General features: G+C 68.8%; 19 protein-coding genes. 9 read left to right on the top strand and 10 right to left on the bottom strand.

Translation table 11 applies throughout. From position 1 onward, the window contains the following. Nucleotides 1-571: 571 nt before the first annotated feature. From AB0B58_RS34770 to AB0B58_RS34750, 5 genes are all read right to left on the bottom strand, one after another. Nucleotides 572-2,176 carry a GGDEF domain-containing protein gene (locus tag AB0B58_RS34770; protein ID WP_360232759.1) on the bottom strand — a complete coding sequence of 535 codons (1,605 nt, stop codon included), beginning with the start codon at nucleotides 2,174-2,176 and terminating at the stop codon, nucleotides 572-574. A gap of 191 nt (nucleotides 2,177-2,367) precedes the next feature. Then, nucleotides 2,368-3,255, bottom strand: a complete 888-nt coding sequence (locus tag AB0B58_RS34765; protein ID WP_360232756.1) for a hypothetical protein — start codon at nucleotides 3,253-3,255, stop codon at nucleotides 2,368-2,370. 16 nt (nucleotides 3,256-3,271) lie between these two features. Next, nucleotides 3,272-3,868, bottom strand: coding sequence for a hypothetical protein (locus tag AB0B58_RS34760; protein WP_360232753.1), 597 nt, complete (start codon nucleotides 3,866-3,868; stop codon nucleotides 3,272-3,274). 388 nt (nucleotides 3,869-4,256) lie between these two features. Beyond that, entirely contained in the window at nucleotides 4,257-4,526 is a 270-nt protein-coding gene (locus AB0B58_RS34755) for a S1 RNA-binding domain-containing protein (RefSeq protein WP_360232750.1), read from the bottom strand. Nucleotides 4,527-5,243: 717 nt separating this feature from the next. Then, nucleotides 5,244-5,594 carry a hypothetical protein gene (locus AB0B58_RS34750; RefSeq protein WP_360232747.1) on the bottom strand — a complete coding sequence of 117 codons (351 nt, stop codon included), beginning with the start codon at nucleotides 5,592-5,594 and terminating at the stop codon, nucleotides 5,244-5,246. A 1,047-nt stretch (nucleotides 5,595-6,641) separates the two neighbouring features. Here AB0B58_RS34750 and AB0B58_RS34745 point away from each other — a divergent pair. Beyond that, entirely contained in the window at nucleotides 6,642-7,103 is a 462-nt protein-coding gene (locus AB0B58_RS34745) for a phage tail protein (protein WP_360232744.1), read from the top strand. Nucleotides 7,104-7,222: 119 nt separating this feature from the next. Next, entirely contained in the window at nucleotides 7,223-7,660 is a 438-nt protein-coding gene (locus AB0B58_RS34740; RefSeq protein ID WP_360232741.1) for a hypothetical protein, read from the top strand. A 22-nt stretch (nucleotides 7,661-7,682) separates the two neighbouring features. On the opposite strand, the gene AB0B58_RS34735 is transcribed toward AB0B58_RS34740, so the two are convergent. After that, a complete protein-coding gene (locus AB0B58_RS34735; protein WP_360232738.1) occupies nucleotides 7,683-8,201 on the bottom strand; it encodes an ASCH domain-containing protein in 519 nt (172 codons plus the stop codon). Between the two features lie 149 nt (nucleotides 8,202-8,350). Here AB0B58_RS34735 and AB0B58_RS34730 point away from each other — a divergent pair, with 149 nt between their 5' ends. The 3 genes from AB0B58_RS34730 to cutA are packed head-to-tail and all read left to right on the top strand — an operon-like array spanning nucleotide 8,351 to nucleotide 9,880. Beyond that, a complete protein-coding gene (locus tag AB0B58_RS34730) occupies nucleotides 8,351-8,755 on the top strand; it encodes a hypothetical protein (protein ID WP_360232735.1) in 405 nt (134 codons plus the stop codon). Nucleotides 8,756-8,798: 43 nt separating this feature from the next. After that, nucleotides 8,799-9,539 (top strand): VOC family protein, encoded by a 741-nt coding sequence (locus AB0B58_RS34725; RefSeq protein ID WP_360232732.1) that lies wholly within the window; start codon nucleotides 8,799-8,801, stop codon nucleotides 9,537-9,539. Between the two features lie 2 nt (nucleotides 9,540-9,541). Continuing rightward, on the top strand, nucleotides 9,542-9,880 hold the full coding sequence (cutA, locus tag AB0B58_RS34720) for a divalent-cation tolerance protein CutA (protein ID WP_360232729.1): 339 nt from the start codon (nucleotides 9,542-9,544) through the stop codon (nucleotides 9,878-9,880). Here the strand turns inward: cutA and pyrE are convergent. Further along, complete coding sequence (gene pyrE / locus AB0B58_RS34715) at nucleotides 9,858-10,373, bottom strand: orotate phosphoribosyltransferase (protein ID WP_360232726.1); 516 nt, start codon at nucleotides 10,371-10,373, stop codon at nucleotides 9,858-9,860. The genes cutA and pyrE overlap by 23 nt on opposite strands. A gap of 161 nt (nucleotides 10,374-10,534) precedes the next feature. On the opposite strand from pyrE, the gene AB0B58_RS34710 reads away from it, so the two are divergent. Both AB0B58_RS34710 and AB0B58_RS34705 read left to right on the top strand, forming a co-directional pair. Then, nucleotides 10,535-12,769 (top strand): EAL domain-containing protein, encoded by a 2,235-nt coding sequence (locus tag AB0B58_RS34710; protein WP_360232783.1) that lies wholly within the window; start codon nucleotides 10,535-10,537, stop codon nucleotides 12,767-12,769. Nucleotides 12,770-12,876: 107 nt separating this feature from the next. Continuing rightward, nucleotides 12,877-13,173: a hypothetical protein gene (locus tag AB0B58_RS34705; protein ID WP_360232723.1), complete on the top strand. Its 297-nt coding sequence runs from the start codon at nucleotides 12,877-12,879 to the stop codon at nucleotides 13,171-13,173. Between the two features lie 60 nt (nucleotides 13,174-13,233). Here the strand turns inward: AB0B58_RS34705 and AB0B58_RS34700 are convergent, their stop codons facing one another. The 3 genes from AB0B58_RS34700 to AB0B58_RS34690 all read right to left on the bottom strand — a co-directional run bounded on the left by AB0B58_RS34700 (nucleotide 13,234) and on the right by AB0B58_RS34690 (nucleotide 16,840). Continuing rightward, nucleotides 13,234-14,325, bottom strand: a complete 1,092-nt coding sequence (locus AB0B58_RS34700; protein WP_360232720.1) for a glycoside hydrolase family 19 protein — start codon at nucleotides 14,323-14,325, stop codon at nucleotides 13,234-13,236. Nucleotides 14,326-14,496: 171 nt separating this feature from the next. After that, the gene (locus AB0B58_RS34695; RefSeq protein ID WP_360232717.1) at nucleotides 14,497-15,567 is read right to left on the bottom strand and encodes an aspartate-semialdehyde dehydrogenase; all 1,071 of its coding nucleotides are present in this window, start codon (nucleotides 15,565-15,567) and stop codon (nucleotides 14,497-14,499) included. A gap of 7 nt (nucleotides 15,568-15,574) precedes the next feature. Next, nucleotides 15,575-16,840: an aspartate kinase gene (locus AB0B58_RS34690; protein ID WP_360232714.1), complete on the bottom strand. Its 1,266-nt coding sequence runs from the start codon at nucleotides 16,838-16,840 to the stop codon at nucleotides 15,575-15,577. Nucleotides 16,841-17,067: 227 nt separating this feature from the next. Between AB0B58_RS34690 and AB0B58_RS34685 the strand changes: the two genes are divergently transcribed. Further along, complete coding sequence (locus AB0B58_RS34685) at nucleotides 17,068-17,874, top strand: hypothetical protein (protein ID WP_360232711.1); 807 nt, start codon at nucleotides 17,068-17,070, stop codon at nucleotides 17,872-17,874. 204 nt (nucleotides 17,875-18,078) lie between these two features. Further along, nucleotides 18,079-19,818 (top strand): 2-isopropylmalate synthase, encoded by a 1,740-nt coding sequence (leuA, locus tag AB0B58_RS34680; protein WP_360232709.1) that lies wholly within the window; start codon nucleotides 18,079-18,081, stop codon nucleotides 19,816-19,818. The last annotated feature ends 14 nt before the right edge of the window (nucleotides 19,819-19,832 follow it).

Raw genomic sequence — 19,832 nt, 5'->3', positions numbered from 1 at the left:
AGCGGCCTCCGCCGACAGCTCGGGCTTCTTCTTACGAGGGGTCACACCATCCAGTGTCGTCGTCATCACGGCACCTTCCTCGCCGGGCTACGCCCCGGCGGGTCAGACCGGAAACACCGAAAGATCCACAGTCCCTCCAGTAGCCGGTCCAGGACCACGACCGGGAGTGCGGCGCCATCGCGAGGCGATCGACGTCCTGTGCGTGCGGTTCGACGCCCTCGCCTTGACCTACGGACTGAACCGGGTCACGTGCGCCGGTTCCGCCTCCCGGTCGTCGTCGACCTCATCCAGTGCCTCAGCCACGTCGGCAGCGGACGGCCAGTATCCAGATCGACCCATGTCTTCCGCTCTCCGTCCCAGACCCCGCCCAGTAGGGCGTTCCGACTTGGCGGCCTGGTCCTGCCCGGAGAGCGCGACGACGGCGGGATGGACTTTGATGTCCATTCCGGTCGGAGGTGGCGGGCGCGCTGAATTGTCGGCCTGCGGTTCGCGAGGTAGTTGTGAACAACGCCGCGCCAACGGTTCGGATCTACTCGGCGGATTCCGGGCCGGCGAGCCAGGCCGCCGGGTTCTAGCCGGCGTCGGTGTCGCGGTAGGTGCGTGTGCGGGGTTCGGGTGGTGTTCCGGTGATGACGCGGTCGCGGCCCGCGTGTTTGGCGGCGTAAAGGTTGCGGTCAGCGTCGGCCAGGGCGCCGGCCTGGCTGGGTGGTGAGGTTTCGATGACGGCGGCGGCGCCGATGCTGATGGTGACGGGCAGCCCGTTCGTCATGTCGTGCCAGCGGTGTTCGCTGATGGCGCGCCGGATGGCGTCGAGGTGTTCGGCGGCGAGGGTGATCGGGGTGGCGGGCAGGACGAGGAGGAATTCTTCGCCGCCGAGGCGGGCGGCGAACCCGTCTGGGTTCGTGGCGGCGAGTTCGGTGCCGAGGAGTTCGGCGACCTGGACGAGGACCTGGTCGCCGACATCGTGGGAGAGGGTGTCGTTGATCTGTTTGAAGTGGTCGATGTCGGCGATCGCCACGGTGAGACCGGGGTCGGCGGCGATCAGCGCCGGTAGTTCCTCATCGACGTAGCGGCGGTTGGGCAGCCCGGTGAGGGCGTCGCGGCGGGCCTGGTCCCGGAACCGGCCGGCCTCCTGCCGGGCCTCGGTGGTTTCGAACACGGCGTGCCGGATCAGCGCCTTCTCCTGTTCCTGCTCCGCGCGCAAGCTCTCCTTGGCAGCCAGGAAGACCTTGTGGGCGGCGAACGCCTCGGCGTGTTCGCCGCGGGCGGCGTGTAGTTCGGCCTGCTCCTGGCGCACCCGGACCAGGACCTCGTGCAACCCACGCTCGAGGCACAGCGCGCGGGCGGCGTCCAGGCTCACCTGTGCCCGGCCGGTGGCGTCGAGACCACGCTGGGCCCGCGTCAGGGTCAGCAGGTAATCGGCCAGATCGTCCGCGCCGTCGGATTCGCCGGCTTTGTGGCGGGCGATGCACTCCAGCATCGTCGCCTCGGCCTCGGCGTACTCGGCGTTGCCGATCTGGATCACCGCGATCGTGTCCAGTTCCGTCGGGTCGAGGTCGATGTCGTGCGCGCCGGCATCCTCGCGCATGCGGTGGGTGATCTCCCTGGCCCGCGGGAAGTCACCGGCGTCGTACTCGGCCCAGGCCCAGTTGTTCAGCACGACGGTAAGCCGTTCCCACTGCTCCAGTTTCCGGGCAAGCGCCTCGGCCTGGCGGTAACGCAGCCGCGCCGCGTCCATGTCGCCGTTGTGGCCCAATGCATCGGCTAGCGCGGCGCGGTACGAGACCTGCATGTACGGGGTGGCCGTGTCATCGAGCAGCTCAACCGCGCTCAGCGCGTGCTCTAGGGACTTCGCCGCATCCCCGGCCAGCTGTGCGATGGTCGCGCAGAACGCGTGGGTGCGGGCCTGCAGCCGGCGGTCGCCGTGAACGGCCGCCCAGTCGCGGACCTCCTGGGTCAGCCGGGTTGCGCCCGCGAGGTCACCGGCCCGGTCGAGCATGACAGCCCGGCGCAGGCGGGCCCGCATGAGCAGGCTCTCATCGCCCAGAGCGGCGGCCTGCCGCTCAAGCTCGGCCGCGGCGGCGTAGCCGGCCTCGGGGTCCGGGACAACGATCCTGTCCTCGAGCGCCAGCAGGGCAGCCGACAGTTCCTCCGCGTCAGCCGCGCTGCCCGCCATCAGTCCACCCCACTCCCGTCATTCACCGCATTATCGGCCCCAGCCGGCCGGAGCTGACCGCAATTGCCCCGGTACCGGCATCCTCAGCGGCGAGTGGGCCCCGGGAGGGCGTCGGCCACCTGACGCGGGGCCGGCGCCCTGCCCGATTGAATCGGGTAGGGCGCCGGTCGCCTTCCAACCGTACGTTTTAATTAGGCGTTGACGCACATGCCACGGGCGACGATTCGCCAATCGGCTTGGCTGGGGTCCTGCTTGTAGGCACTCGCGGTCACCGCATTCGGCGCGGCCGCGTTGCCACCATTGAGCCGTAAGTCGTCCGGGACCATGTTGTCGACGTCATATTGAATATCGAAGCCGGCGGTGGTCATCACCTTACCCTCCGGGCACCGCACCGTGGCGGTGTGGAAGTCATTGCCGTCCTGGCCGCTGGCTGCCGACACCGCCTGTACGCCCGGCAACGCAGTGCAGAGCGCGTAGGCGGTCAACGTCCAGTTGCCGGCAATCGGATCGGTCTCCCTCGCCCAAACCCCCACTTTGGCCCGTTCGTCGCCTCTCGCCATCCAGTTGGACATGACGAAAACGTGGGCGTCACCGTCCGTACCGTTGAGGTGAAAGCCGAAGCCGGTCGGGCTTTTGCCCGTCGGGCAGTATGCCTCGGCGGAGTGCGAGTGTTCGGAATCGCTGGCGCTGGTGGCTGAGACCTTCACCATCCCGGGTACCGGATTCGCGCAGGTTGCATAGGCGGTCACCGACCAGTTGCCAGCGGTTGGATCACCTTCGTGCGCGCTCACCGTCACCGCCGTCGGAAGTTGCTTCGGGCTACCGTTGGGCCGCACGCTGTTCACGACGACCTTGCCGAACCCGTCGTGGATCTCGTAGCCGGTGCCGAGTAGCTGCTTACCCGCCGGGCAGGTAGCGGTGACGCTACGGGATACGTTGGAGTTGCTGGGGCTGGTCGCCGCGATCCGCACCAGACCGGGCACCGCCGCCGCAGCCGGGCCGGCCACCACCACGGCGCCGCCCGCGACAAGGGACACCGCAGCCACCAGCCGAGCGCCCACTCGTAATGCCTTACTCATGGTGCGACTCCCCTCGCTAGATGAGACCGCCCCAGCTGGCCGACGAGCCTCCGGTCCTGGTGACGTTGATTTGGCTCCAGGGGACGTAGGTGGCCCAGCAGCCGACGGTCGCCAAGCACTGCTGGAGGGATCGCTGGTACCGAGACGATGCAGTCACGCCCGGAGTCGGAGTCTTGATGTCGACCAGCAGCGGGCCGACGATCACGGTGCCGTCGTTGTAGGTCAGCTGATCGAGCCGGGCTCGCCAGCGGGTGACCGACTGTCCGTTGTAGCACCATTCCACGTAGTGGCGCCAGGTGTAGATGGTGAAGCCCAGCGTCGAGTTTTGGCGGAGGTCCTGCCAGCGATATTTGCAGACCTCGGCCGCGTTCGGCTGCGCCGAACCAGTGGCCAGCAGTCCTTCAGACTCGGTCACGGTGGTCCGGCTCGGGTCGACGACCTTTTCGGCCAGCCCGGGCACCGATCGGATCAGTGCCAGGTCCCCTGATGACGGCCGCCCCTGGGAGATGCGCTGGGCAGCGGCACGTACCTCTGGATTGCCGGCCGTTGGTGTCTCGGCGCTAGCCGGCATCGGTGCTGCCGCGAGGGTCAACAGCGTGCCTGCGACGGTCATCAGCCCGATGGTGAACAGGCGGTACCTCGACCGGCGTGTTGTCCTCAGAGTCATTGCAATGTCTCCCTTGTGGACTGTGGACCCGTGATCGGTCGGGTCCGACGATGGTGGGGCCGGCTCGCTCTTCGTATGCGCCCCCTTGTTTCGGTTGTGAGTCTGCGCGGCTACCATCCGCCACCGCGTCCGTGTAAGCACGTACCTACCAGCACGTACGTACTGACCTAAGTGGAGCGCTCTGCCTACTTGCTCTCGGTAGGTCAGCACCGGTCGGAGCCGGCGAGACCCTCACCATCGACGCACAGTGAGACCAGCCCTGAATTCGGTCCGGGTAGCGAACGGCGGGCCGCGACGTTGTCCGTCGCGGCCCGCCGCCCCTGCCGTCCTTGTTCTACACGTCGTGCCCGGCGGCTCTCAGCCGGTCGACCACCGGCACCTGCTGCGGAGGACGCAGCCGGTATTCCGCCTTCTCGTTGATGTCGGTCAGGTACGCCGAGATCTGCTGGCCAACCTGGTAGTCATCGTCGTCATCCACGTAGAGCACATCGATCAGTCCGACGCGGGAGTCGCCGAGATCTACCACGATTCCCCACGGGAAGACCGCGGTCACGGTGCCCTGCATCAGCGTGCCGATGAGGGCCTGCCCCTCGGATGCGGACATGCTCACAGCCAATCTGGTTCCTGGCGCACGGCTGCCAACTGCCGAACACGTCCGCCGCCGTGCCGGCCGACCCACGATCCCATCGACGTGCTCGGCGACCGCCTCCAACGCACGAGCGAGACGGTCATCGCCCAACGCCGGCGTGGGCGGCCCGGAAACCTCCGAGACCGCCCACGCCGCGCCCAACCACAGATCCCGACCATCGCCGCCGGGTTCGTCAACCGATTCGCGATCAAAACATCGATCTTGGTGACGGCCGTTCACTGAAAGCATGTGCGAAGCCCGGGTCTAGCACGGCTCGCTGCCCGACCCGAACCGCTCGTTACCCTACGGCGTTCAGCGTGATGTAGCCGCAGTCACCGCAGGTCTTGTGGCGGCTCTGCTGGACCAGCAGACCGGGCGGCGGGCGGAGCTGGGCCTTCGTGAACCCAGCCTGGTGTACCCATCCACCCCAGCTGCCGTTCACCTTGATCTGAACCCAGGAGTGTCCCGCGCAATCGCCACTGACACGGTACGTCTCAGCGATCCACGCGTAGCTCTTCGTCTCCCATCGACACCCAGCGCGATCGATGATCTGCGCGGATGCGGCGGACGGGAACAGACCGATGACCGCCGTGACGGCGACACCCGAGGCGGCAATGAGCGCGCCTATCCGATTCCGAGTACGGTTCCTCTTCAACCTGCGGCTCTCTCTCGATTAATTTCGGTGAAGGATCTCTAGCTGGGCGCGTTGAGGGTGATGTAGCCGCAGTCCGCACATGTCTTGTGACGGCTCTGCTGGATCCTCTGCCCGGCGGGAGCGCGCAACTTCGCCTCGGTGTAATCGTGCGCCCAGGCCGACCACGTACCATTGACCTTGATCTGAACCCAACCATGTCCAGAGCAGGTGTTGGGGTTCGAACGATGGGTCTCCGCCTCGAATCCCCAGTTCTCCGCCGTCCACAGGCAGCCACTGCGCTCGATCACGCGGCTGGTGGGTCCAGCCGCAGAAGCCGGCGCCGCCATCACAGCGACTGCCGCCATCGCCAGGGCGACAGCGGACCCCACGGTGTATTTCCGCTTCTTCATTGCACTCTTCTCCTATTCATCACAGACGTTCCTTCAAGGAAGTGAGGAAGATAGGCAGACGCTTGCTGCGCGCAAGCTCCGGTTGGGTGGGAATTCTGAACGCCACCACTGAACCAGCATCAAGCCAAACACCGCCGCGGGCAATGGCCGACGGTGCTCCGGCCTTTGCCCGCATATCTGCGGCGTGTAAATCTCCCCGTTACCCTTAGGCGAGCAAGATCTTTGCATGATCCGCCGGATACCCGCAACCCCGTACCCGCCGAGAATGTCCGCCTGGCAGGGGCACGCCATACTCGCGGAGAACGCCCCCGAGGCAGTCACGCCGGTGGATAGTCAGACCGGCCGGGCCCCTTCACGCCGAGGGCTAGCAGTCTTGATCCACTCCAGAGCGAACCGGGCCGCCGCGGGCAACGCCCGCCGGTCAAAGGTCGACAGGCGCGGGTGTCGAACTCGACACCCTGACCCACACCGCAACCACCCGGACACCGCCGCAGTCACCGGGAAACCCATATCCACCTGGCACTTCGACCAGACCGCGATCGACGCCGAGGCCGGCGCCGACCCCGCCGAGGCCCTGCGCTCCACAAAGGCCAGAACGCCGATGTTGCTGCAGACCAACCACAGGGAAGCCGTTCGCGACCTCGACCGGCACCAGGACCGCTGCAGGAGCGCCTAGAACGTCATGCTCACAATCCCTGGCTGGATTGCAAGGCTCCGGCAGGGCGATCAAATTCTGGCAGAATCACCAATACACCAGTCCGGTTGTTCGCGCTACGGCGTGTTTGTCGCATAGCCGACCGCAAGTTTGTGAATTGATTCGCCACCGTGATGATCTTCATACACTCAGGCCGTGTGCAACTCGGGGGCCCGCGGTCGCGACTCCCCGTGCATCCGTCCACCCGGCTTGTACCGCCAGTCGATCGACGGCGGCGGCTCGGACCGAGGTTCCCGATCACCTACGAGAACGACGACGAACACCGCTACCCTCATGTCAGCCGTAAATCCCTGTTCCGAGATTTGAAGGCACTTTCACGCGGAGGAACTGTCATGTCCTATGCGGTGGACTTCGGCACCGTTTCGACCGTCGGCTTGGAGTCGTCGCCGGTCGCGGATGCGCTAGCCGGCCTGCGGGCGAACGAGGCCCGGTACTTCAAGAACAAGTACGACCACACTTTCACGGTTGAGCCTGCGAGCGAAGCCGAGCCGACCATCGCCTGGGTGAGCCGCATCCTCGAGGAAGAACGCGGCATCGTCATCTCTTCCCGGCCGCTCGAGGCAACCGCGTTCCAGGTCGAGAACATCCGGATGGCCTACGTCTTCTACGAGAACGGCCTGTCGATCAACGTGATGTACACGATTGACGACGGCGGAAAACGGGCGGTCGGATTCAAGCTTTCCGAAGGGATGGACGTTCCTGAGGAGCTCGGGTCGTTCAAGTTCGCCCGGCAGAAGTCGAAGCTGGCCGGAACGATTCGCGGCTCCTACTTTGTCATCAAGAAGGAGTACTGATCCTGGTGTTCGCAGAGGTGTGGCGGCCGACCATTCAGATGTGCCGATCCCGTGGTTGTTTCGTGGAGATCCGGTGAAGCAGCGTCTGTACCGTCGGCTCGTCGTGAGAGGGTCCGCGGATGAAACAGCTCGCACGGCGGACGGCCCTGATCGGGACCGCCTTGGGTGTCCCGATCGGGGCGGCGATCCTGGGCTTCTCCCGAACCGCGCACGTCTACGGCGCGGTTCAGTACTGCCTCGGCCCCGAGCCTCTGGACTACGACGCCGGAGGAAACTTCGCGATCACCTTTGAGCTGCTTGCGCGGGCAGTGGTGTACGCGGCCATCCTCACCGCGGTAGCCCTGCCCTTCGGCCTCGCCGCGCAGCGTCGTAACACCGGCCCGCGGCTGGCCGCCGCCATTGCCGTCGCGGCGGTTGCCGCGGCGGTCGTGCTCGTCGTCGACAACCCCACCTCGGACAAGGTCGCCTTCTTCGCCGAGTATTTCGGCAGGACGGACCAGGCAGCCGCGCATTGCCCGGCCGGCCGACCTCCCGGGTCGTTCCAATGGCTGTGGTAACCGTTTGCCCGGACTCCCGCGGCTAGGGGTCAAGGTCCGCGAGATTCTGGGGGTAGACCACGCGGAACCGTTCGAAGACGATCTCGTCGTCTTCGGTCCACACCGCGCCGCGTGCCGCGCAGGTGCGTTGCCAGTATTTTCTGTGCTCGGTCAGCCAACTGGCACGGCTGCGGTCGTCCTCGCCCTCGTCGTAGGCGAACTGCTCGTCAACGCTGTGGAACGCGCCGAGCCGCAGTTCAACGGTGCGCAGGATCACCCGCGGTACGCCGGCGCCGTCGCAGACGATCCAGTGGGAGCCGATCTGCGGAAGCGGATCACCGCCGTTGACGATTCCGTCGAAGTGCGCCGAGGTCGCCCGCTTCGTGCCCTGCATGACCAGGTCGAGCAACTGGTCCGCCAGCTCGGCGGAATCACCGAACCGGTCGACGGTGTAGTCGGGGCACGCCTGCGCCGCGCTCGGCCGAGCGGCCGCGTACTGCGCCCAGATCGACGCCGCGGCGGCGGTGTCGAGCGGAGCCGGAGCAGTCCAGGACTCGGTCACAACGGCATCGTTTCACGGCGGCGGCGCGTGTCGGGGACGTGTGGGGCAGGTGCACGAAAGAATTCGGAGTGCTTCGGTCTCATACGAGCCGGCCGAGTGACGGGTGCCGGGGCATGTTGCCGCGCAGGTCCAGCCGCTACGGTGTCAGCGTGATCAGGATCGCGCCGCCGGCGCTGTTGCTCTCCGCGGCGTTGCTCGTCGGCTGCTCGTCGACCCCGGCGGAGGAGCCGACCGTCCGCAGTGGAAAGAACGTGCAGATCGAGCGGATGGAGCACCTCGGCGTGGTCGAGGAGGGCTACTGGGTCAACGAGGAGACCAAGGACATCGGCGCGGCCGTCCCGTGGCAGCAGGGGGTGGCCCGGTTGTCGCAGCCGAACTTCGACCGCCTCCTCGACACCTATGACTGGCAGCCGGTCAGCACCGAGCCGATCATCCCGGTCGACCTCAAGGGAAAGCTCGACGCCGGCGACACCTGGCTCCTGGGCCACGACGTGAACGACGTCTACTACCTGGAGTCGGACACCCGATTCGTCCTCTTCATGGTCTCGGACTAGGTTTCGGTGGCGGGCCGGCCCCGGGATCGGCAGGATCGGGGGCATGACCTCCGAACCGGACCGGCGGGCGATCGGCTCACTGCGGGCCGTGGCGCTGGACGCCCCGGACATCGACCGCCTGGCCACGTTCTACGAGCAGCTCGCCGGCTGGCGCCGCCTACCCGGCGGCGAGGATGACTGGATCACACTCGACACCGGTGCGGGCTGGCGGATCGGCCTGCAGCGGGCAACGGACCACGTGCCGCCCCGCTGGCCGGACCAGGACCGTCCGCAGCAGGCCCATCTCGACTTCCGGGTGCCGGACATCGACGCGGCGGCGGAACGCGCCCAGCAGCTCGGCGCCACCCTGCTGCGCCGAAATGTTCGGTGGCACACGCTGGCCGACCCGGCCGGCCACCCGTTCGACCTGTGCGTCAACCCGGACGATCCGCGGACCATCCTGATGGGCGTGATGCTCGACTGCCCCGACGCCAAGGTGCTGAGCCACTTCTACGCGGAGCTGCTCGGCAAGCCGGTGACGTACGAGGCGGACGGGATCGCCATGCTCGGCGAGGACGGCGCGCAGCCGGTGATGTTCCAGCAGGTGGAGGGGTACACCGCGCCGCGCTGGCCGGATCCGGCGTACCCGCAGCAGCTCCACCTCGACGTGACGGTCCGGGACGTGGAGGCGGCGGAGCGGGCCGCCCTCGACCTCGGTGCCACCCGGCTGGACGGCGCCGGCTCGAACTGGCGCGTCTACGCCGATCCGGCCGGCAAGCCGTTCTGCCTGGTGTGGATGGCCTGACCGTGACCGTCAGCGACGAACAGGTGTGCGAGGTCGTCGTCACCGCCGCCGACCCCGAGTGGCTTGCCGGGTTCACCCGGCGCCTGGTCGAGGACCGCCTCGCCGCGTGCGGGCAGCAGAGCGCCGCGATCCGCTCCATCTACCGCTGGGAGGGCGCCGTCCACGACGACCCTGAGGCCCGCGTCGCCCTGCATACGCGGGCCTCGCTCGTCGATCGGATCGTCGCGCGGGCCGATGCCGAGCATCCCTACGACGTACCGTGCGTGCTCGCCCTGCCGGTGGTCGGCGGCAATCCCGCCTACCTCGACTGGGTACGCGCTATGACAGATCAGCCCGAGTGAGCAGCGCCCGCAGGGTGATGCCGTCGGCGGCCAGCGCCTCGGCCCCGCCCTCCTGACGGTCGATCACGCAGAGTGCGTGGTCGACGTGAGCGCCGAGCTTGCGCAGTTCGCCGGTGGAGATGACCACCTGGCCGCCGGAGGTCACCACGTCCTCGACCACCAGCACCCGCCGGCCGGCCACCTCCGCGCCCTCGGCCAGGCGGGCGGTGCCGTACTTCTTCGCCTCCTTGCGGACGAACGCGCACGGCAGCTTGGCGTGCCTGCCCAGGGCCGTCACCACGGCGATGCCGCCCATCTCGAGGCCGGCCAGCACCTCGGTGCCCTCGGGGATCAGCGCCGCCATCCGCTCGGCGAGCTGGTCCAGCAGCACCGGGTCGGCCTCGAACTGGTACTTGTCGAAATACTCGGTGGCGGTCCGGCCGGAGCGCAGAACGAACTCGCCGGTCAGTCGGCTCACGTCGCGGACCTGCCGCGCAAGGTCAGAGTCAGTCACAAGGCAACAGCCTGTCAGGCCGCGCCCGGGCGGGCGAAGGCGGCCCGGGCCCGCACTCAGGTCCCGGCCGATCCTGCCGAATCGGGGGATATGCAGACTGCCTCAGGACGCTGCTTCAATTCCCACGCCCGCACCCTCGTCACCCTGGCCACGGCGTGACCATGCCCACCTCGTCGACGCATCAGCTCACCGAGTACTTCACGGCCGTCACCGCGTCGGCCGACGAGGGCGCGGCGATCGCCGTCGCGGTCGAGCGGGCCGCCGAGATGGTCGGTGCCGAGGCCGGCGCGGTCGTGCTCGGCGGGGAGGTGCGCGGCGCCTGGGGCTTCGGCGGGGAGGCGCCGGTCGAGGGCCTGCTGGCCGTGGTCAAGCGGCCGGGCACGCTGTCCGTGCCGTCCCTCGGCGACCTGGAGGCGATGCCCAGCCCGCTCGGCCCGGATCTGCCCGGCGCGCTGGTGATGGCCCGCCTGGGCGGCCCGTTCAGCGCCGAGGAGCAACAGATACTCGAGGGCCTGGCCCAGGGCCTCGCCCTGGCCCTGCGCAGCATCCGGGTGCTGCGCGGCGAGCGGACCGTGCGCGCGGAGCGGGAGCGGGAGGCCGCCGACCGGCTGGTCCTGTTGGAGCAGGCGCAGACCCGGCGGCTGCTGGTCGAGTCGCTGCTGGCGATCCAGCGGGAGATCTCCAGCCGCAAGTCGCTGCCGGAGATTCTCGACGCCGTTACCAGCGGCACCGCGCTGCTGCTCGGCGGCGTGCCCGTCGCCCTGATCCTGGCCGAGGCGGGCCGGGACCGGCGGCTGAGCGTCGCCTCGACCTCCGGCGCCGGCGACTACCGTTTCGCCGCACCCGAGGGCTCGCACACCGAGGCCCGTGACGCGATGGCGAACTCGACCGTGATCATGCGCCAGGCGGTTCCCGGGCATCCGGAGCGGGGGACGATCGTCGCCGCGCCCTTGCGTGTCACCGGCGAGATGGCCGGCAGCCTGGTCGTACGGCTTCCCAGCGCCCCCGATCGGTCCCGGGAGCAGCGCGACCTGTTGGCCGCGTTCGCCCAGCAGGTCAGCCTCGCACTGACCGACGCCCGTACGGTGGAAGCGGTCCGCGAGGCGCACCACGACTCGGTGACCGGCCTGCCCAACCGCGGCCTGTTCTTGAAGATCTTCAACCGGGTGCTGGCGGCGCGGGGCGAGGCGACCGAGCCGACAAGCGTGCTCTTCATCGACCTGGACCGGTTCAAGGCGGTCAACGACAGCCTGGGCCACGAGGCCGGCGACGAGCTGCTGGCGTCGGTGGCCGACCGGATCCGCAGCTGTGTCCGGGCCAGCGACACCACCGCCCGGCTCGGCGGCGACGAGTTCGCTGTGCTGCTGGGCGACTCGCCCGTCGAGGCCGCCACCACGATCGGCGAGCGGATCATCGTCGCGGTGAAGGAGCCGTTCCGGATCTCGGGGCGGGACGTCTTCATCGGCGCGAGCGTCGGCGTGGCGTCCAGCCGGGAGCCGTCCGCGGACTCCAAGAGCCTGCTGAACAAGGCCGACCTGGCGATGTACCGCGCCAAGAAGGCGGGTACGGGCAAGGTCGTCGTCTACGAGCCGCACATGCACACCGAGGCGCTCGACTACCTGAGCCTGCACGGCGACCTGCAGCACGCGATGCAGGAGGACCAGTTCCGGCTGCAGTACCAGCCCCTGGTACGCCTGGACACGGGCGAGATCGCCGGCGTGGAGGCGCTCGTGCGCTGGCACAGCCCGACCCGGGGCCTGGTGCTGCCGACCGACTTCATCCCGATCGCCGAGGAGTCCGGGCTGATCGCGGACATCGGCCAGTGGGTGCTGGAGACGAGCGCGACCCAGGTGGCGGCGTGGCGCCGAGCCAGCCCCGATCTCACCCTCAACGTGAACGTGTCGGGGCATCAGCTCCGGCACCGGCAGTTCGCCGCGAATGTGACCCGGGCGCTGGCCGTGGCCGGGATGCCGGCGAGCGCGGTGACGCTCGAGCTGACCGAGTCGGTGCTGATGAACGACTCCGACGCGGCGATGGCGTCGCTGGCGAGCCTGCGGGAGATGGGCGTGCAATTGTCCATCGACGACTTCGGTACCGGATATTCGTCGCTGGCGTACCTGCGGGAGCTGCCGGTCGACGAATTGAAGATCGACCGCGCTTTCGTCGACCGCGTGGAGTCGACGGCCGAGGATCTTGCGCTGGTACGCACGATCGTCGACCTCGGGCACATCCTCGGGCTGCGGGTGGTCGCCGAGGGCATCGAGAACGCCGCGCAGCTCGCCGCCCTCCGGCGCCTGGGCTGCTCGTACGGGCAGGGTCATCACCTGTGCCGGCCGGTCGACCCCGCCGAGATGCCGGACATCCTGGCCGACAAGCCGGCGACTCCCGCCGCCTGAAACCTGAAGTCACTCGTACGCGTCATTGATCAGTTGGGTTGCCCGAAGCCGATGCGGTTTCAGCTATTTTGCGGGCTATAGGACAATAATCCGCTGAAAGGCTTGCCGTGACACCCTTCGCGCTGCTATTCCTTCTGGCCCTCGCCGGCTCGTCCTGCTTCGCCATCGGACGCGCCCTCGGACGCGGCGAACGCTACGAGAAGGGCTATCGCGAGGGCTTCCGCGACGGTGAGACCGGCTCGCTGGCCCGCGCCGCACGCCTGATCCAGATCAACGAGCGCCGGCCGATCGCGCCCGCGCTCGAGTCGATGCTGGTGCCCAGCCCGGTGCCGCAGCAACTGCCCGCCCGGTCGGTCAGCCCGCCCATCGTCGGGGTTCCGGCCCGTCCGCAACTCGCCCTCTGAGCAGAGCGCAGAGGGTACGGCCGAACCGACCGTACCCTCTGCGTCTTCTCCGGGAGATGCTCAGCAGTAGAGGTTGCCGCCGGGGCTGACTCCCAGGATGCCCGCGAACCGGTTGTACGCGTCCACGCGGCTCTGCACCTGGGCGGGGTTGCCGCCGTTGCACTCGAGCGAGCCGTTGATGCTGCGGATCGTCTCGCCGAAGCCGCGGCTGTTGACCATGGCGTCGTGCGGGGTCATCGTGCCCGGGCCGCGCTGGGTCATCCAGTACCAGACGGCGGTCTGGTAGGCGACCGACGACTCGTTCTTGACCCGGTCCGGGTTGTTCAGCAGGTCGATGCCGAGCGCGTCGCCGGCGGCCTTGTAGTTGAAGTTCCAGCTCAGCTGGATCGGCCCGCGACCGTGGTACGCGGACTGGCCGGCCGGGCAGCCGTAGGGCTGCGAGCGGTCGCAGTAGAGCGGCCAGTTCGCCTGGTTGATCTCCTCGACGTAGACCAGGCCGCCGGACTCGTGGTTGACGTTCGCCAGGAAAGCCGCGGCCTCCTGCTTCTTCACCGTGTCACTGCCGGTGGTGGTGAACGCCGGGAACTTCTTGATCGCGTCGATCAGGCCCGCGTACGAGTAGAAGCCGATCCGGTTCGGGAACATCTGGTTGAACTGGGCCTCGCTGACCGGGAAGCCGCCAGACCCGCCGCCGGGCGGCGGGGTGGTGCCGCCGCCGCTGCACGTGTAGATCTCCCAGAACCAGGTGCTGATCACCGGGTCGTAGCCCGGGTTCTCGTACTTGGCCCGGTAGTGGTTGCCGTTCGTGTACCGCACGATCGAGCCGGCCGGGTAGAACTGGCCCGCCGCCCAGTTCGGGTAGTTGCAGGACGTGCCCGGAGGCGGCGTGGTGCCGCCGCCGCAGGCGCCGTTGTCGGCCCAGACTCCGGAGCCGCCGGTGCTCGGCGCCTCGCCCTGTGTCCACCACTTGGCGGTCCAGTTGTGGCTGTTGTAGGAGGCGCGCATGTTGCCGGTGTAGACCGCGGAGTTGTTGTATGCGGCGACGCAGGCCTCGGCCGCGTTCGAAGCCGTCATGGGCAGCAGTGCCGCGGCGGCACCGACCACGGCGACGCTGATGGTAGCCGCGATCGACAGGAGCCGTTTTTTGGACATGGCTCACCTTCCGTGCGTCGGGGGACGCACTGGTGCGAGAGGTGCGGGGATTCGTATCGACTCAACTAGATGTCCGGCCCGTGAGTCAATATCTGTTAAGAAACTTCAGGAATTAATCTCGCGCGGCGACGCCGGACCTACCCTGCGTGTGCGTCCGGGCGGTCCAGGTGATCAGGCTGAGGACTTGGCGAACTCCGCGGCCAGCAGCTCCGCGATCTGCACCGTGTTCAGCGCGGCGCCCTTGCGCATGTTGTCGCCCGTGATGAAGAGATCCAGCGCGCGCGGGTCGTCCATCGCACGGCGGATCCGGCCGACCCACGACGGGTCCGTGCCGACCGCGTCGATCGGCATCGGGTACTCGCCCGCCTCCGGGTCGTCGACGAGGATCACGCCGGGGGCGTTGCGCAGCACCTGGCGGGCGCCCTCCGCGTCCAGCTCCGACCCGAAGACCGCGTGCACCGCGATCGAGTGGCCGGTCACCACCGGCACCCGTACGCAGGTCGCCGAGACCTTGAGGTCGGGCAGTCGGAGGATCTTGCGGGACTCGTTGCGGAGCTTCAGCTCCTCCGACGACCAGCCGTCCGCGGCGAGCTCGCCCGACCACGGGACCACGTTCAGCGCCAGCGGCGCGGTGAACGGCCCGAGATCGTCGCCGATCGCCTGCCGGACGTTGCCGGGGCGCGAGCCCAGCATCCGGTCGCCGGCCACCTTGCTGAGCTGGTCGTGCAGGGTGTCGACGCCGACCTGCCCGGCACCCGACACCGCCTGGTAGGAGGCCAGGACCAGCTCGCGCAGGCCGTACTCGTGGTGCAGGGGAGCGATGGCCATGATCATGGCCATCGTCGTGCAGTTGGCGTTGGAGACGATGCCGCGCGGGCGGCGGCCCAGCTCGTCCTGGTTGACCTCGGGCACGACCAGCGGGACGTCCGGATCCATCCGGAAGGCCGACGAGTTGTCCACGACCGTGGCCCCGCGCTCGACGGCGACCGGCGCCCAGGCGATCGACACCTCGTCGGGCACGTCGAACATGGCCACGTCGACACCGTCGAAGACGTCCGCGGTCAGTTCGTGGACGACCAGCTGCTCGCCCCGGCAGGGCAGCTCCTTGCCGGCCGAGCGCGCGGACGCGATCAGCCGGATCTCGCCCCAGACGTTACGGCGGGAGCTGAGCAGCTCACGCATGACCGTGCCGACGGAGCCGGTGGCCCCGACGACGGCGAGCGTGGGCTGCGACTGCGCCATCCGCCGCTTACCGGCCGGTACCGGCGTAGACGACTGCCGTCTCCGAGCCGCCCAGCTCGAAGGTGTCGTGCACGGCGCGGACCGCGGTGTCGAGGTCGCTGTCGCGGCAGACGACGGAGACCCGGATCTCCGAGGTCGAGATCATCTCGATGTTGACGCCGGCCTCGCCGATGCAGGCGAAGAACGACGCGGCGACGCCCGGGTGCGAGCGCATGCCGGCACCGATCAGCGAAACCTTGCCCACGTGGTCGTCGAAGAGCAGCCCCTTGAAGCGGACCTGCTCCTTGATCTTGTCCAGCGCGGCCATCGCGGTCGGGCCGTCGGCCTTCGGCAGGGTGAACGAGATGTCGGTGCGCCCGGTGCCCTCGGTCGACACGTTCTGCACGATCATGTCGATGTTGATCTCCGCCTGGGCCACGGTCTCGAAGATCCGGCCGGCCGAGCCGGGCTCGTCGGGCACCCCGACGATCGTGATCTTCGCCTCGCTGCGGTCGTGGGCGACCCCGGTGATCAGCGCTTGTTCCACTCCCTCGTCCTCCATCGATCCGGTGACCAGCGTGCCCTGCTTGTTCGAGTACGAAGAGCGTACGTGGATCGGCACCTTGAACCGGCGCGCGTACTCCACGCATCGCAACATCAGCACCTTCGCCCCGCCCGCGGCCAGCTCGAGCATCTCCTCGTAGGTGATCTGCTTGATGTGCCGGGCGTTCGAGACGATGCGCGGATCGGCGGTGAAGACGCCGTCGACGTCGGTGTAGATCTCACACACGTCGGCGTGCAGCGCGGCGGCCAGCGCCACCGCGGTGGTGTCCGACCCGCCGCGGCCCAGCGTGGTGATGTCCTTGGTGTCCTGGGAGACGCCCTGGAAGCCGGCGACGATCGCGATCGCGCCCTCATCCAGCGCGGTGCGCAGCCGGCCCGGCGTCACGTCGATGATTCGCGCCCTGCCGTGCACCGACGTGGTCAGCACGCCGGCCTGCGAACCCGTGTAGGACCGGGCCTCGTAGCCCAGGTTGTGGATCGCCATCGCCAGCAGCGCCATCGAGATGCGCTCGCCGGCGGTCAGCAGCATGTCCAGCTCACGGCCGGGCGGCAGCGGGCTGACCTGGTTGGCCAGGTCGAGCAGGTTGTCGGTGGTGTCGCCCATGGCAGACACCACGACGACCACGTCGTGCCCCGCCTTGCGGGCCGCCACGATCCGCTCCGCCACCCGCTTGATGCGCTCGGCATCGCCGACGGACGAACCGCCGTACTTCTGCACCATCAGGGCCACGGCAGCCGGCTCCCTTCCACCCCACACGTGCCGACGCCGCCTGGCCTGGAGATCTCGAGCAGGCCGGCGGCGCCAGTCAGGTCAATCGAGACCCCAGACTAGCGGCGGCCGTCCCGGCCGCCGACATGCGATCCCAGATTCCGGCCCTGCGTACCGCGCGACACGCCGGGAAAGGGTTCGACTGCCCGCAACGACCGGTCCGGGTGTCGAGAGGCGAGAATGTCTCGATGCGCTCCCGCAACGCCATGCGTGTCCTACCCGCGCTGGCCGCCGCCCTGCTGACCGCCGGCACCGCCGCCTGCGGGGGTTCGGCGCCGGCGAAGGAGCCGCCCGCCGCACCCCCGTCGTCCGCGCCGGCCCCGCTCGAGGACGCCCGGATCCAGCTCGCCGCCCGGGCCGCGGCGGCCGAGGACCGCCGCTTCGTGGCGCTGTACACCCTCGAGGTCGAGGGCCAGGCCCCGCGCTCGGTGCTGGCCACGGTGGCCGCCGACGGCACCTGGCGGGTGGACATCCCGTCCGGCGCGCTCGGCGGGACCGCGGACGTCTCGATCGCGCAGACCGCGGCCGGGGTCTTCCAGTGCGCGATCCCGTCGGCGACCAACCCGGTCACCCCGGCCTGCGTGCGGGTCGCCGATCGGGGCAAGCGCGTGCCGAAGAAGTACGACCCGAAGATCGAAAGGGTCTTCCGGCAGTGGCTGCCGGTCTTCACCGACCGCCAGTCCGCCCTTTCCGTGACCGCCGCCGCGCCGCTGAAGGGCTCCTCCGGCAGCTGCTTCTCGATCGACACGATCTCCACCTCGCTCTCCGCGCCCGTCGACGTCGGCATCTACTGCTACGCCGCCGACGGCCTGCTCACCGCGGCCCGGGTCAAGTTCGGCAGGCTCACGATCTCGAGCACGGCGGCCGCGCCCCCGCCGACGATCGACCTGCCCGGCCCGGTGTCCGCCGGCGAGCCCATGGGCATGACGGCGCCGCCGCCCCCGCCGGTGACCCTCGACCCGTCCACGCCGGCCGCGCCGGCCCCCTCAGCGTGATCCCGGCCGCCTGACCCGCCGCTTCCCACGATCCGGGCGTAGGGTTAACAGGATCCGAGTTGATCACGTAGGGTGACGTTCGACATGTGGCAGGTGCTTCTTCTTCGCTGCCGCGACGAGGCCCCATCACAGGCCGGCACCTCGTCGCGGAGTTGACGCGCGCCGGTCGGTCCTCGAACTGACCACCTTCACAGGAGCCTTCACATGTCTTCCGACGTATCCGCCGATCCGATCGCGCGCCAGCGGCCCAGCCGCATGCCCTTCGAGCGCTACCAGCCGTACCAGCAACAGTTCGCCGTGGATCTGCCCGACCGGCGGTGGCCGGCCCGGCGCATCGAGGCCGCGCCGCGCTGGTGCGCCGTAGATCTGCGCGACGGCAACCAGGCCCTGATCGACCCGATGTCGCCCGAGCGCAAGCGCCGCATGTTCAATCTGCTGGTCGCGATGGGCTACAAGGAGATCGAGGTCGGCTTCCCGGCCGCCAGCCAGACCGACTTCGACTTCGTCCGCCAGCTCATCGAGCAGGACCTGATCCCGGACGACGTCACCATCCAGGTCCTGGTGCAGTGCCGCGAACACCTGATCGACCGCACCTTCGAGTCCATCCGCGGCGCCAAGCGCGCCATCGTGCACTTCTACAACTCGACCTCGACGCTGCAGCGCCGGGTGGTGTTCGGCCTGGAAAAGGACGGCATCACCGACATCGCCACGAGCGGTGCGAGGCTCTGCCAGAAGTACGCGGAGATCCACACTCCGGACACCGAGATCTTCTACGAGTACTCCCCCGAGTCCTACACGGGCACCGAGCTGGAGTACGCGCTGGAAATCTGCTCGGCGGTGATCGAGGTGATCGACCCGACCCCGGACCGCCCGCTGATCATCAACCTGCCGGCCACCGTCGAGATGGCCACCCCCAACGTGTACGCGGACTCCATCGAATGGATGCACCGCCACCTGCCGCGCCGCGAGAGCATCATCCTGAGCCTGCACCCGCACAACGACCGGGGTACCGCAGTCGCCGCCGCCGAGCTCGGCATGCTGGCCGGCGCCGACCGCGTCGAGGGCTGCCTGTTCGGCAACGGCGAGCGCACCGGCAACGTCGACCTGGTCACGCTCGGACTGAACCTCTTCTCGCAGGGCATCGACCCGATGATCGACTTCTCGGACATCGACGAGATCAAGCGCGCGGTCGAGTACTGCAACCAGCTGCCCGTGCACGAGCGGCACCCGTACGTCGGCGACCTGGTCTACACCGCATTCTCGGGCTCGCACCAGGACGCGATCAAGAAAGGCTTCGCCGCCCTGCACGCCGACGCGGGCGAGGCCGGCGTCGAGGTGGACGCCTTCACCTGGGGCGTGCCGTACCTGCCGATCGACCCCAAGGACGTGGGCCGCAGCTACGAGGCCGTCATCCGGGTCAACTCGCAGTCCGGCAAGGGCGGCGTGGCGTACATCATGAAGGAGGAGCACAAGTTCGACCTGCCGCGGCGGCTGCAGATCGAGTTCTCCGGCGTGGTGCAGCACTTCACCGAGGCCGAGGGCGGCGAGGTCGGCCCGGAGGCGATGTGGGACATCTTCGCCGGCGAATACCTCGTCTCGCACCAACAGTTCGGCATCCTCGACTTCGAGAGCTACACGACGGCCACCGTGGACGGCAAGGTCGAGATCGACGCGGAGGTCCGGCACCGCGGTACCCGGCGGCCGGTCGTCGGCGTCGGCAACGGCCCGATCGACGCGTACGTGCAGGCGCTGCAGCCGCTGGCGATCCAGGTGCGGGTGCTCGACTACGCCGAGCACGCCCTCTCCTCGGGCGGCGACGCGCAGGCCGCCGCGTACGTGGAGTGCGAGGTCAACGGCCGCACCGTCTGGGGCGTCGGGCTCGACGCGAACATCGTCACCGCCTCGATCAAGGCCGTGACGAGCGCGGTCAACCGCGCACGCTGAACGACGCCGCGCGC

Origin of the sequence: Actinoplanes sp. NPDC049118 (assembly GCF_040648555.1) — a bacterium.
Taxonomy (GTDB): Bacteria; Actinomycetota; Actinomycetes; order Mycobacteriales; family Micromonosporaceae; genus Actinoplanes.
Note: the sequence above shows the minus strand (reverse complement) of the source record. Positions and strands in the feature narration are given on the sequence as shown.